Genomic DNA, 12,374 nt, shown 5'->3' with positions numbered 1-12,374 from the left:
GGAGCCCCCTCGAAGGAGCACGCCGTGTCGTCTGTCCCCGCCGCACCCCACGACGCGCCGCCCGGCCAGCCCAAGAAAGCCGCGACGGCCGCGTGGATCGGCAGCGCCCTGGAGTACTACGACTTCTTCATCTACGGCAGCGCCGCCGCCCTGATCTTCCCCGAGGTCTTCTTCGACGAGTCCGACCCGGCCACGGCGACCCTGCTGTCGCTGGCCACGTTCGGCGTCGCGTACGCGGCACGGCCGATCGGCGCGCTCTTCCTCGGGCACTTCGGTGACCGGCTCGGCCGCAAGAAGATCATGGTCTTCACGCTGATCCTGATGGGGCTGTCGACGTTCCTCATCGGCTGTCTGCCGACGCGGGACCAGATCGGCACGCTCGCGCCCGTCCTCCTCGTGATCTGCCGTGTCCTCCAGGGCATCTCGGCGGCGGGTGAGCAGGCCAGCGCCAACTCGATGACCCTGGAACACGCGCCACCGAACCGCCGGGGCTTCTTCACCAGCTTCACCCTCAGCGGCACACAGGGCGGGCAGCTGCTCGCCACCCTGGTCTTCATCCCGGTCGCCGCTCTCCCCGAGGACCAGCTGCTGTCCTGGGGCTGGCGGATCCCGTTCTGGCTGAGCATCGCGGTCGCCGTCGTCGGCTACGTCATCCGGCGCACCCTGGAGGAGACCCCGGCCTTCACCCAGCAGGTCGAGTCGGAGGGCGTCGCCAAGCTGCCGCTCGTCGAACTGCTGCGCTCGCACTGGGCGGACGTGCTGCGGGTCATCGCGGGCGCGCTGGTCGCCTCGGTCTCCACGATCTTCACGGTGTGGGCGCTGGCGTACGGCACGAGCGACGCGGTGGGGCTGTCCCGCTCGTCGATGCTGTGGGTGGGCGCGCTCGCCAACCTCGTCGCGCTCGGCGCGATCCCGGCGTGGGCCGTCCTGTCGGACCGCATCGGCCGCCGCCCGGTGTTCCTGGTCGGCGCGGCCGGCAGCGCGATCCTGATGTTCGTCTACCTGTGGGCGATCTCCACCGGCTCGTACCCGCTGGTCCTGCTGCTCGGCATCCTCACCTTCGGCGTGGTGTACTCGGCCGCGAACGGCATCTGGCCCTCCTTCTACGGCGAGATGTTCTCCACCCGCGTCCGCCTCTCCGGCATGGCCATCGGCACGCAGATCGGTTTCGCGGTCGCCGGGTTCGCCGTGACGTTCGCCGCGCAGATCGCCGGCCCGAACGGTGACGACTGGTTCGCCGTGGCCCTCTTCACCGCCGCCCTGTGTGTCCCGCCGATCCTCGCCGCCGTCACCGCCCGCGAGACCCACAAGGTCCCGACGGAACTCCTCGGCGAGCGCACGCCGCGCGAGAACGCGGGCCGGGAGAAGGTCGCGGCCTGAGGGCCCGTCACGCGTGGAAGTCCTCGGACACCGAAAAGTGTCCGAGGACTTCCGCGTCCCCGCCCGAGGCGGCTGCTCCGGATGCAACCGCCAGGGGCCGAGGGGGACTTGGGTACGGCCCAAAACGCCCAGGTGAACAATCGCACCCCTGGGTTGAACATTCATTGACCAGGGCTTTGCACAGGGCACGCCGGTCCCGACCATGGGGAGTCGCCCCCCGTCCCCCCTACCGGAGGACCATCGTGCCCCGTTGGAGATCCGCCCTGGCAACGCTGTCGGCCGCGTTCCTGGGCGCCGCCACACTGCTCCTCGCCCCGCCCGCCCACGCCGCCCCCAGTGACACCGACCTCGCCTACCGCTGGGCGCCCCTGCACTACCAGGACACCTCGTCGGCGTACTACACCGCCGACTACCTGACGTCGGTGAACTACGACGGCGACTGGAACACCCTCAACAACTGGGAGAACCTCGACGCCAACGCCGCACGGCTGACCGGCACCGCGTACTACTCGGTGGCCGAGACCCAGACGCACTGGTACATCACCTACGGGTTCTTCCACCCCCGGGACTGGAAGGACTACCCGCTGAACCTCTTCTCACACGAGAACGACATGGAGGGCCAGCTGGAAGTCATCCGCAAGGACGGCAGTCAGTACGGCACCCTCCAGGCCGTGGTGACGCTCGCGCACGACAACTTCTACTCGTACACCCCGCCCGGCAGCCCCTTCACCGACGGCCGCGAGAACATCGACGGCACCCTGGTCATGCAGAACTACGACGGTGCTGCCCACCCGACGAGCTTCCAGGAAGCGCGCGGTCACGGTGCCTACGCCTGGAACGGTGCCGAGTTCCCCGGCGGCGACGGCATCGTCTACAAGCCGAGCCGCGGTGCGGGCTCCGTCCCGACCGGTGGCAACGACCGCGACGCGCGATACGGACTCACCGACCTCACCGCCGCCGACAGCCTGTGGGGCCGCCGCAACAACACGGAGACGTACGCCAAGTGGGGCGCGTTCCGCGGCGACGACGGCAAGGACAACGCGGCGCACGCTCCCTGGGCCTGGGACGACACGAACGACGGCAGCGACCTCCAGGCGGGCGCGATAGCGACCGATCCCGCGTACCTGGTCTCCCGGTACTTCGGCAACACGGGCGATCTGAGCCTGACCTATCTGCGCAACCCTTACCGCGCCTGAGAGTTCTGAGAACGCCCGTCCCGGGCGGCCGGTCCGACGGCCGCCCGGGACACGGGCGGACGGGACACGGGCGGACGGGACACGGGCGGACGGCACCTCCTGCTCTGACGCCGTCCGGACACCCCGCCGTCCGAACACCTGACGCCTGGGCGCCTAACGCCTGGGCACCCCGTACGCCCGCTCCACCCGCAGCCGCAGCACGAGCCGACGGTCCTGGACCATGGCCGCTCGGTAGTCGTCCCAGTCGGGGTGCTCACCGCGGACGTCGCGGTAGAGCCGGATCAGCTCCTCGACCGTTTCGTCGTACGGGTCCTCGGCGACCGGGGTCAGGTCGGCCGTGCCCTCGACGACCGTGTACGCCCATCTGTCGTCGCTGGTCACGTGGTACGACACCCGTGGGTCCCGGCGCATGTTGCGGGTCTTGGCGCGGGAGTCCGTGATCGAGACGCGCACCGTCCGCTCGTCGGGGTAGTACGCGTGGTTGACATTCGAGAGCTGGGGGCGGCCGTCGGTCTTGAGGGTCACCAGCACTCCGCCGTCGCACTCGGAGAGCAGCCCGAGCAGTGCGTTCTGCGCGTCCCGCGCGGCGTCGGGCACGCCGTCGGCTTCCTTCGCGTCCTGGTTCATGTCCTGATCAACGGTCGGTGGCCGGCGAGGATTCCGCGTAGACAGTGTCTACTTCCTCCTGGTAGACAGTGTCTATGACCGAACAGGACGGCGGGCTGCGGACCCGTCTGATCGACGTCGGCGTCGCCCTGGTGACCGCGGAGGGCGTGCAGGCGCTGTCCCTCAGGGAGATCGCCCGTCGTGCGGGCGTCTCGCACGGGGCGCCCCGCCGCTACTTCCCCACCCACCTGGAGCTGCTCTCCGCCATCGCGCGCCGCGGTTTCGAGGAGCTGGCCGCGAGGGGCGTGGCAGCGATCGGCGACGGCACGGCGAGCCCCCGTGAGCAGCTCGCGACGCTGGGGAGCGTGTACCTGGAGTTCGCGCTCACCCGCCGGGGCATGCACGAGCTGATGTTCCGTCACGACCTGCTGGAGAGCGACGCGCTGGGCCTCAGGGAGACGAGTCTGCCGCTCTTCGCGCTGCTGACGGACCTGGTCGGCCGCGCCCGCCCCGACGCCGACGCCCGCCTCCTCGCGGGCTCGCTCCTCGCGAACCTGTACGGCATCGCCCAGCTGTGGACCTGGGGCAGCCTCCAGCTCACCACGGGCACCGACGACTTCGCACCCCTCCTGCGCACCGCCCTGGACGCGCACCTGGGGCCGGAGGAATGAGGGCACCGGGAGCAACGGGCCTGACGACGGCGACGGTGGAGGCCGTGGCACCGCCCCGCCGTCTCACCCTCGCGAGCAGCGTCCTCGGTGCGGTGATCGTCGCGCTCGACGGAACGGTGCTCACCATCGCGCAGCCCACCCTCCAGCGAGAGCTGCACGCCTCCTTCGCCCAGGTCCAGTGGACGAGCACCGGCTACCTCATCGCGGTGGCGAGCCTGCTGGTCTTCGCGGGGCGCCTAGGGGACCGGTACGGCCACCACCGGATGTTCGCCGTCGGGATGCTGGGCTTCGGGGCGGCGTCGGCGGGCATCGGATGCGCGTCCGGGGTCGGCTGGGTGATCGCTCTGCGGGTGGCCCAGGGCGTCTTCGGCGCGCTGCTGCAGCCCGCCACTCTCGGCATGCTGCGCGCCGTGTACCCGCCCGACCGGCTGGGCATGCCGCTCGCGCTGCGCACCAGTGCCATCGGGGTGGCGGCCGCGGCCGGTCCTCTGGTCGGCGGGGTGCTGGTCACCCATCTGGGCTGGCGCTCGGTGTTCTTCCTCAACGTCCTGCCGGCGCTCGTGCTGGGTCTCCTGGCGCTGACCGTGCGGGCCCCGGCGCGGCGGCGGACCGGTGCCGCCGGCCTCGATCTGCCCGGTGCCTGTCTGCTCGCGGTGGCCCTCGGCTGGCTGGTGCACACGCTGGTCGGCGCACCGGACGGGGACTCCACGACGGGGACCGTGCTCGGGCTGCTCGCCGCGGCGGGCGCGTCCCTCGCGTTCGTACGCCGGGAGCGGCGCACCGCCGATCCGCTGCTGCCGCCCGGCGTGCTGGGCTCGGCGGCCGTCGGCGCGGCGCTCGGTGTCCTCGTGGCCGCGTCGGCGGCGATGCTCGGAACGATGTTCGTCAGCAGCTACGCCCTCCAGAACGTCCTCGGCATGGACCCCCTGCGGACGAGCCTGACCGCGCTGCCGGGAGCGGTCGCGATGGTGCCGGCCGCACCGCTCTCGGCCGTGCTGCTGCGCCGGTGGGGTGCCCGCCCGACGGCCCTCGCGGGCATGGGGCTCCTCACCCTCGGTGTGCTGGCGCTGTCCCGGATCGACGAGGGCACGTCGACGGTGGGCATCGGCGGCGGCTTCCTGCTGGTGGGGTCCGGTTTCGGGGCGGTGATGGTGACGGCGACCGCGGTCGTCGTACGGGACGTCCCGGTGGAGTCGGCCGGGGTGGCGGGCGGGCTCCAGCAGACCGCGCTGAACATCGGCCCGACGCTCGGGGTCGCGCTGGCCACGGCGGTGATCGGCGTGTCGGGCGGAGTGGCGCCCGTCCCCGCACTCACGGCGCTGGCGTGCGGAGCGGCGCTCGGCGGCGTGCTCTGCTTCAGGCTGCCCGGACCGGGAACTCCGAACACGGTTGACTCACCGTCCGTAAGGGAGCATGAGGAGGAAGGACGTTCGTGAGCCATAGCCCGGAGCGGACCGTCGAGCCGGAGCGGAGAGCGTGGCCCGGGTCGCGTGAGTGCCCGGGCCGCACCGGAGGTGAATCATGGGACGACTGCGACAAGAGGTGGAGCCGGGCTCGGTCGGCCTCGACCCGAAGTCCCTGGCCCGGCTGGACGAGCACTTCGCCCACCTGGTGGACGACGGCCGACTGCCCGGCTATCTGGTCTCCGTCGCCCGGCACGGCCGCGTCGCCCACCTCACGACGTACGGCCATCGGGACCGCGCGGCCGGGCTCCCCGTCGAGACCGACACCATCTGGCGCATCTACTCGATGACCAAGCCGGTCACATCGGTGGCCGCGCTGATACTCGTGGAGGAGGGCCGCCTCGCCCTCGACGACCCGGTGTCCCGGTACATACCGGCCTTCGCCGAGCCCCGGGTGTACGAGTCGGGCTCCGGGAGCGAGACCGTTACCCGCCTGGCGCAGCAGCCGGTCCTGGTCCGCCATCTCATGACCCACACGTCGGGCCTGACATTCGGCTTCTACCACTCCCACCCCGTCGACGCGCTCTACCGCGACGCGGGGCTGGAGAACTCCGTCCCCTCGGGCGCCGACCTGGCCCGTACGTGCGACGTGTACGCGAGCCTGCCGCTGCAGTTCGAGCCGGGCACGCAGTGGAACTACTCGGTCGCCTCGAACGTCCTCGGCCGCGTCATCGAGGTGGTCTCGGGCCTGCCGCTCGACGAGTTCTTCGCCGAGCGGCTCTTCGGCCCCCTGGGCATGACGGACGCGGGTTTCTGCGTCACACCCGAACAGGCGCCGCGGCTGGCGGAGTTGTACGGCGAGACCGACGACGGCGGCATCACCCCGATACCCGGCCTCCCGCTGCACGGCCGCCCGCGCTTCCTGTCCGGCAGCGGGGGCATGGCCGCCACGGCCCACGACCACCACCGCTTCATGGAGTTCCTGCGCCGCCGCGGCGAACTCGACGGCACCCGCCTGCTCTCCCCGGAATCCATCGGCACGATGACCACCAACCACCTCCCCGACAACGCCGACCTGCGGTCCTTCGGCAGCGCACCCCACCGGCTGCCCAGTAACGCGGGCGTAGGTTTCGGCCTGGGCGTGTCGGTCGTCGTCGACCCCGAGGCCACCGAAACCCCGTCCTCCCGGGGCACGTTCGGCTGGAGCGGTGTGGCCACCACGACGTTCTGGGTCGACCCGGCGCGGGACCTGACGGTCCAGTTCATGACCCAGGTGCGGCCGACCTCCTCCAACGCGGTCTTCCCCGAGCTGCGGCGGCTGGTGCACGAGGCGGTGGCGGGCTGAGCCCCGCGCGACCGTCCGGTGGCGAGTGGGACGCGACGCCATCGGGCAATTCGCTGGGCCCGCACGTACCGGCGGCGGCGCGGGCGCGGCACACTCCGATGGGCGTGTACCAGCGGCTCGCGGGAGGCACCCGGCCTCTACGCCGTCACCGACCGCGAGGCCCATGTGCCGCACCCCAAGAGCGCGGAGGTCATGGTGCGCCCGGCCCTCGACGCCGAGCTGCCGTCGGCCGAGTGGGTGCGCCGCACGGCCGAGCGGCTCCCCACCTGAACGTCGTGGCGGCGCCGCTGGCCGACGACCGCTGTCTGGTCCGGCTGCGCGGCGGCACCCTGCCGGAGGCGCACGCCCGCCGCCCGTGGGGCACCCCCGCCCCCGCCTCGACGCCCTCTCCTCGGCTCGGCCCTCAACCTCTGGTGGCTCGCGAAGCCGTCGCGGGACCCGGCCGCGGACGCCGTGGCCTCCGGGGTGCGGGTCCGTACCGGTGAGATGGTGCTGGAGGTGGCGTTCACGGCCGGGGAGGACTGCGGGGAGGACTGATCTCTGTGACGCTCAGCGGCCCTCTCGGAACGTGAACTCGACCCCGTCCCCCGCCAGTTCCGCCAGCCACTCCTCCGACCGCTCCGCCGTCCGAGCCGCCCGGCTGAGCCCCGGCGGGAGGGTGCCGTCGAGGATGTGCCGTACGCCGAGGGCGAGGGGGCGGGAGACGCAGCGGGCCATGGCGCTCTCCTCGGTGGTGCCGACGGCGTCGAGCAGGTAGCGACCCGACCAGCTCTCGCCCGGCCCGCCCGTCACGTCGAGCGACACCGCGAGGACGACACGGTCGCGGTCGGCCTCGGTGGTGGGGTACGTCGCCGCCAGCTGTCGTGCCAGCGCGGCGATGCGCTCGTCGTCGCCGCGTTCGAGCTCCGCGAAGACCGGCGCCCAGGCGGTCAGCCAGCCGTCGAGGCGGAGGGTGCCGCGGACGAAGGTGCGGGGCTTCCAGGCGGCGGGCAGGGCGTACTGGTCGACGAAGGGGACGCTGTCGCGGTTGGGATAGGCCTCGAAGGTCTCGCCGTCGATCACATGGGGGCGGGTCGCCTCCCAGGGGCGGGCCGCCGTCGTCTTCGCGCCGTCCTCGATGTAGCGGGCCGGTGCGCGCAGGGCGCCCAGGACCCCCGCGGGGGCCCAGCTGAAACGGTACTTGAAGTCGTTCGGTACCGCCGGGATGCCGCCGCAGTACGAGGTGAGGGTGTACGAGGCGGCCGTGCCCGCGCCGACCGCCCGCTCGGCGCGGGCGATCAGGCTCTGGGCGAAGAGGTGGTCGATGCCGGGGTCCAGGCCGGTCTCGGTGAGCACGGTCAGACCCGTGGCCTCGGCTTCCGGCACCTGGTCGAGGACCGCGTCCGAGACATAGCTGGAACAGGCGAAGTGGGCCCGCCGGTCGATGGCGGTGGCCAGCAGCGGCGGGTGCTCCGGGGCCGGGAGCATCGAGACGACCACGTCTCCGGGTGCGAGTTCGGCCGCGAGCGCCGGGAGCGTGTACGCGCGGGGTTCGGCGCGGCCCGTCAGGCCCCGGGCCGCCAGGGCGTCAGCGGCGCGTTCCTCGGTGCGGTGCCAGAGCCGTACGCGGTCGGCGACATCGCACAGGGCGGCGAGTCCGCTGCCCGTGGACAGGCCCGCACCGATCCAGTGGACCGTGCCGCTCGTGGGGACGGCCTCCTTCGAGGCCCCCTTCGAGGCCCTCTCCGCGCCCTCCTTCGCCGTCCCGGTCACGCCCTCAGCCATCGTCGAACTCCCCTCCTCCGATACCGGATTCACGCAACGCCTCATGGAAACGGGCCAGGCAGCGCCCCCACGGTCCCGTGACGCCGAAGTCCAGCAGCTGCGGCAGCAGCGAGCCCGAGAAGTCGGTGCCGGCCTCGCGCGGCAGCAGGGACGGCAGGTTGTCGATGGCGATGAGGTCGAGCGGGGGCCGCTCGCGCAGGCGCCGTACGGGGTGTTCCCAGTCCGTGGTCGTGTCGTAGATCGGCAGCACGTTCATGGGTGAGCCGACGTCGACGGTGACGTCCGAGAGGGTTCGCAGCCTGCGGTCGGGGTCGTCGAGGTCCTTGTCCGTCAGGAAGGGCGGCACCGGCCGGGTCGTCAGCACGGTGTTGACCATCAGCTCGTGGTCCAGGAGGGCCCGCCGGTCCAGGGCGCGGGTCTCGGCCAGGTCCCAGCAGGTGGGGGCGATCCCGGCCTCGCCGAGCGCGACGCGCGCCCCGCGGCCGCTGCGGCCCAGGGCGCCGACCACCAGCGCGCTCACCTCTCCCCCGGACGCGCGGAGCTGCTCCTCGAGCTCCTGCTTGGCCGTGGGCCGCAGGGGGGTGTCGAGCACGCCCCGGTGGTGGAGTACGGCGAGGGCCGCGCCGATGTACCCGGCCCAGTACCCGAACGCGGCGAGCCGGCGGCCCTCGTCGTCGACCAGGTACTCCAGGTCCAGCAGCGCCCCGCCCCCGGCGACGAACCGGTGCAGCAGCGCCTCCGCGCCGGGCTGCCCCTTGTAGGCGTGCCCGAAGAAGATGTGGCGGTGCGTCAACTCTGCTGGCTCGTCCGGGAGTTCCTTGAGTCCGACGATCACCGTGTCCCGGGGTGCGGTGACCCAGGAGCCCGCCGCCGTGACACGGCACCCGGCCGCCTCGTACTCCTCCGTCGGGAAGATCCGCTGCGGCGACTCCTCCACTGTCAGCGTGATGCCGTTCTCGACGAGCCGGGCGGCGTCCGAGGGGACGATCGGGGTGCGGCGTTCGGTGGAGCGGGACTCGTGGCGGAGCCACAGGTGGAGCTGGGTCATACCAGGTTGACCTCCGGGCGCGCGGCGTCGGCGGCGAACCGGTCGACGCTCAGGGGGCTGATGTCGACGAAGGGTACGCGGCCCAGGTACAGGTCGCGGACCACCTCGCCGACGGCCGGGCCCTGGAGGAAGCCATGGCCGGAGAAACCGGTGGCGTACAGGAAGCGGGAGCACGAACCCGCCTCGCCGATCAGCGCGTTGTGGTCCGGGCTGACCTCGTACAGGCCGGCCCAGCCGCCCGTCCGGCGCAGGTCGAGCAGGGCCGGGGCGCGTCGTTCCATGGCCTCGTACAGGCGGGGGATCCAGCGGTCGTGCGTGTCGGTGGCGAAGCCGGGGGTCTCGTCGGGGTCGGACATGCCGACGAGGAGGCCGGGGCCCTCGGTGTGGAAATAGAAGCTGCTGGCGAAGTCGATCGTCATGGGGAGGTCCGGCGGGAGGTCCGGGACCGGTTCGGTGACGGCGATCTGACGGCGCAGCGGCTCCACCGGGAGGTCCACGCCCGCCATGGCGCCGACGGCCCGGGACCAGGGGCCGGCCGCGCAGACGACGGTGTCGGTGGCGATCCGGCCCCGGCCGGTGGTCACCGCCGTGATGGTGTTCCCGCGGGTCTCGATGCCGGTGACCTCGCAGTGCCGCAGCACTCTCGCGCCGTGGCGGCGGGCGCCGGCCGCGTAGCCGTGGACCACGGCCTCGGGCGTGCAGTGCCCGTCGTCGGGCGAGAACGCGGCGGCCAGCAGACCGTCGGTGGTGATCGGCGGGCAGAGCCGCTGCGCCTCAGCGGGGTCGAGCAGGCGACTGGGCACACCGAGCGAGTTCTGCAGCCGGACACCCGCCTCGAAGGCGGCGACCTCCGCCTCGGTCGACAGCAGGAAGAGGTAGCCGACGCGGTGCAGTCCGATGTCGTGGCCCGGTTCCTCTCCGAAACGGGCGAACGCCTCCAGGCTGCGGGCGCCGAGTTGGATGTTGAGCTCGTCGGAGAACTGGGCTCGGACGCCGCCCGCGGCTCGTGCCGTCGAGCCGGAGGCCAGTTCGTCGCGCTCGACGAGCACGACGTCGGGCACGCCGGCTCGGGCGAGGTGGTAGGCAATGCTCGTGCCGATGACTCCACCGCCGATGACGACGACGCGTGCGCTGTCCATCACGGGTTGGGTCTTCCACCGCTGGGGAGGGTTCATGCGGCGCAAGCGGGCCGAGGCCGCGCCCCTTTGGGGGCGCGGGGCAGCGACATCATGCGGCTCCGCCGCGCGGGCGCGAGCAACCACACACAAACCCGCAGACAGCGACCAGCCTCAGGAAGTACGGACCGCCGCTGCCTCAAGGTGAGGCAGATAGTGGTCCAACCGCTCCCGCTTCGTGCGCAGGTAGGCGATGTTGTCCTCACACGGAGTGATCAGCAGCGGCACCTGCTCGGCGACCTTGATGCCGTGCCGCAGCAGCGCCTCGCGCTTGCGCGGGTTGTTCGACATCAGCCGCACCGAGCGGACCCCGAGGTCGTGCAGCATCTCCGCCGCGACCCGGTAGTCGCGGGCGTCCACGGGCAGCCCGAGCGCGATGTTCGCCTCCACCGTGTCCAGGCCCTCCGACTGGAGCTTCATCGCCTGCAGCTTGGCGAGCAGGCCGATGCCCCGGCCCTCGTGCCCGCGCAGATAGACGAGGATGCCCCGGCCCTCGGCCACGATGGACCGCAGCGCGCTGTCGAGTTGGTCGCCGCACTCGCAGTGCTGGGACCCGAACGCGTCACCGGTCAGGCATTCCGAGTGCAGGCGGGTGAGAATTCCCTCACCATCGGCGGCGTCGATGTCGCCGTACACGAGCGCGACTTGTTCCTCACCGCGGTCCTGGTCGAGGTAGCCGACGGCCTCGAAGTCGCCGTACACGGTGGGCAGGGGTGCATTCACCACGCGTACGGCACCGGAGGCCTGGGCATTAGCGCCGAGCACGTCAGCAGTTTCTGTCATGATCTGGTTCCTATCTGGTAAGCCCTGGCGTCATGCGAAAATGCCGGAGCATCAACGGAGACGAAAGGCCGGGAAAACATGAGCAGTTCGGGAACGCAGCAGACTCCGAAGGGGCCGCTGCCGACGGTATCGGCTCTGGTGCCGGCGGACACCACCGAGGACGTACGGGCTCGGGGAGCGGGCGTGGCCCGGCAGATCGCCGTGCTCCCGGTCGGCAGCCTCGAACAGCACGGTCCGTACCTGCCGCTCGCCACGGACACACTGGTCGCCTGCGCGGTGGCCCGGGAGATCGCCGCGGCGTACCCGGTGCACCTGCTGCCGCCCGTGACCATCTCCTGCTCGCACGAACACGCGGCCTGGCCGGGCACGGTGAGCATCTCCGCCGTGACCCTGCACGCCGTGGTACGGGACATCGCGGCCTCCCTGCGCCGGTCGGGTGTCGAGGCGCTGGTCGTGGTCAACGGGCACGGCGGGAATTACGTCCTGGGAAATGTGGTGCAGGAATCCACCGCAGAGGGACATCGCATGGCGCTCTTCCCGGCACTGGAGGACTGGGACACCGCTCGGGAGCGGGCGGGTGTCGAGACCTCGTTGCTCAGTGATATGCATGCGGGAGAAATAGAGACCTCCATACTTCTGCATTGCCATCCCGAATTGGTCCGGCCCGGTTACGAGTCCGCCGATCTGCTTGCCGACGACCGCCGTCATCTCCTCTCCCTCGGTATGTCGGCCTACACCGAGTCCGGTGTCATCGGCCGTCCTTCGATGGGGTCCGCCGAGAAGGGGAAAGAGCTTCTGGCGGGGCTGGTCGAGGCCTTCGGGGCGTACTTCTCCGTGGTCACCTCTGGCGGTGTCACCTCTGACGGGGATTCCGCCGGATCAGCCGGCTCGGCCGGCGCTCCGGGCAGGGATTCCGTCGCGTCCTCCTGACGCGCTCGCTTCGCCCGCAGACCCATGTACCAGCGCGCGACGAGCACGAGGACGCCGGGCAGGGCGGCCGCGA

The 12,374-nt window shown here is 71.8% G+C and carries 12 protein-coding genes; 7 read left to right on the top strand and 5 right to left on the bottom strand.

The features are described 5' to 3' along the window. The first annotated feature begins 24 nt into the window (after window positions 1–24). Together E0500_RS23630 and E0500_RS23625 are read left to right on the top strand one after the other, a co-directional pair. Window positions 25–1,380 carry an MFS transporter gene (locus tag E0500_RS23630; RefSeq protein ID WP_131563303.1) on the top strand — a complete coding sequence of 452 codons (1,356 nt, stop codon included), beginning with the start codon at window positions 25–27 and terminating at the stop codon, window positions 1,378–1,380. A gap of 242 nt (window positions 1,381–1,622) precedes the next feature. Then, window positions 1,623–2,576 carry a hypothetical protein gene (locus tag E0500_RS23625; RefSeq protein WP_220140584.1) on the top strand — a complete coding sequence of 318 codons (954 nt, stop codon included), beginning with the start codon at window positions 1,623–1,625 and terminating at the stop codon, window positions 2,574–2,576. Window positions 2,577–2,729: 153 nt separating this feature from the next. Here the strand turns inward: E0500_RS23625 and E0500_RS23620 are convergent, their stop codons facing one another. After that, on the bottom strand, window positions 2,730–3,203 hold the full coding sequence (locus tag E0500_RS23620; RefSeq protein WP_131563304.1) for a PPOX class F420-dependent oxidoreductase: 474 nt from the start codon (window positions 3,201–3,203) through the stop codon (window positions 2,730–2,732). A gap of 74 nt (window positions 3,204–3,277) precedes the next feature. Between E0500_RS23620 and E0500_RS23615 the strand changes: the two genes are divergently transcribed. The 4 genes from E0500_RS23615 to E0500_RS23600 all read left to right on the top strand — a co-directional run bounded on the left by E0500_RS23615 (window position 3,278) and on the right by E0500_RS23600 (window position 6,871). Continuing rightward, window positions 3,278–3,853 (top strand): TetR/AcrR family transcriptional regulator, encoded by a 576-nt coding sequence (locus tag E0500_RS23615; RefSeq protein ID WP_131563305.1) that lies wholly within the window; start codon window positions 3,278–3,280, stop codon window positions 3,851–3,853. Continuing rightward, window positions 3,850–5,289: an MFS transporter gene (locus E0500_RS23610; RefSeq protein WP_131563306.1), complete on the top strand. Its 1,440-nt coding sequence runs from the start codon at window positions 3,850–3,852 to the stop codon at window positions 5,287–5,289. Before E0500_RS23615 ends, E0500_RS23610 begins: the two co-directional genes overlap by 4 nt. A gap of 85 nt (window positions 5,290–5,374) precedes the next feature. Next, window positions 5,375–6,601: a serine hydrolase gene (locus E0500_RS23605; RefSeq protein ID WP_131563307.1), complete on the top strand. Its 1,227-nt coding sequence runs from the start codon at window positions 5,375–5,377 to the stop codon at window positions 6,599–6,601. A gap of 18 nt (window positions 6,602–6,619) precedes the next feature. Then, window positions 6,620–6,871 (top strand): hypothetical protein, encoded by a 252-nt coding sequence (locus tag E0500_RS23600; protein WP_181587106.1) that lies wholly within the window; start codon window positions 6,620–6,622, stop codon window positions 6,869–6,871. 279 nt (window positions 6,872–7,150) lie between these two features. Here E0500_RS23600 and E0500_RS23595 read toward each other — a convergent pair whose 3' ends face one another. The 4 genes from E0500_RS23595 to ribA form a co-directional block, all read right to left on the bottom strand. Further along, complete coding sequence (locus tag E0500_RS23595; protein WP_131563308.1) at window positions 7,151–8,365, bottom strand: saccharopine dehydrogenase family protein; 1,215 nt, start codon at window positions 8,363–8,365, stop codon at window positions 7,151–7,153. Then, window positions 8,358–9,413, bottom strand: a complete 1,056-nt coding sequence (locus E0500_RS23590; RefSeq protein WP_131563309.1) for a saccharopine dehydrogenase — start codon at window positions 9,411–9,413, stop codon at window positions 8,358–8,360. The genes E0500_RS23595 and E0500_RS23590 overlap by 8 nt, the downstream gene beginning before the upstream one ends. Next, window positions 9,410–10,552, bottom strand: a complete 1,143-nt coding sequence (locus E0500_RS23585) for an FAD-binding oxidoreductase (protein ID WP_131563310.1) — start codon at window positions 10,550–10,552, stop codon at window positions 9,410–9,412. Before E0500_RS23585 ends, E0500_RS23590 begins: the two co-directional genes overlap by 4 nt. Before the next feature lie 150 nt (window positions 10,553–10,702). Next, window positions 10,703–11,371, bottom strand: coding sequence for a GTP cyclohydrolase II (ribA, locus tag E0500_RS23580; protein WP_131563311.1), 669 nt, complete (start codon window positions 11,369–11,371; stop codon window positions 10,703–10,705). Between the two features lie 78 nt (window positions 11,372–11,449). On the opposite strand from ribA, the gene E0500_RS23575 reads away from it, so the two are divergent. Next, window positions 11,450–12,301 (top strand): creatininase family protein, encoded by an 852-nt coding sequence (locus tag E0500_RS23575; protein WP_131563312.1) that lies wholly within the window; start codon window positions 11,450–11,452, stop codon window positions 12,299–12,301. Window positions 12,302–12,374 lie beyond the last annotated feature (73 nt).

Origin of the sequence: Streptomyces sp. KM273126, from assembly GCF_004337435.2 — a bacterium.
GTDB lineage: Bacteria > Actinomycetota > Actinomycetes > Streptomycetales > Streptomycetaceae > Streptomyces > Streptomyces acidicola.
This window is presented reverse-complemented; position numbering and strand designations above follow the sequence as displayed.

Excerpts from the sequence above, each read along its gene's own strand:
- E0500_RS23620 (WP_131563304.1), bottom strand. The coding sequence starts at position 3,203 with ATGAACCAGGACGCGAAGGAAGCCGACGGCGTGCCCGACGCCGCGCGG.
- E0500_RS23615 (WP_131563305.1), top strand. The coding sequence starts at position 3,278 with ATGACCGAACAGGACGGCGGGCTGCGGACCCGTCTGATCGACGTCGGC.
- E0500_RS23610 (WP_131563306.1), top strand. The coding sequence starts at position 3,850 with ATGAGGGCACCGGGAGCAACGGGCCTGACGACGGCGACGGTGGAGGCC.
- E0500_RS23605 (WP_131563307.1), top strand. The coding sequence starts at position 5,375 with ATGGGACGACTGCGACAAGAGGTGGAGCCGGGCTCGGTCGGCCTCGAC.
- E0500_RS23595 (WP_131563308.1), bottom strand. The coding sequence starts at position 8,365 with ATGGCTGAGGGCGTGACCGGGACGGCGAAGGAGGGCGCGGAGAGGGCC.
- E0500_RS23590 (WP_131563309.1), bottom strand. The coding sequence starts at position 9,413 with ATGACCCAGCTCCACCTGTGGCTCCGCCACGAGTCCCGCTCCACCGAA.
- E0500_RS23585 (WP_131563310.1), bottom strand. The coding sequence starts at position 10,552 with ATGGACAGCGCACGCGTCGTCGTCATCGGCGGTGGAGTCATCGGCACG.
- ribA (WP_131563311.1), bottom strand. The coding sequence starts at position 11,371 with ATGACAGAAACTGCTGACGTGCTCGGCGCTAATGCCCAGGCCTCCGGT.
- E0500_RS23575 (WP_131563312.1), top strand. The coding sequence starts at position 11,450 with ATGAGCAGTTCGGGAACGCAGCAGACTCCGAAGGGGCCGCTGCCGACG.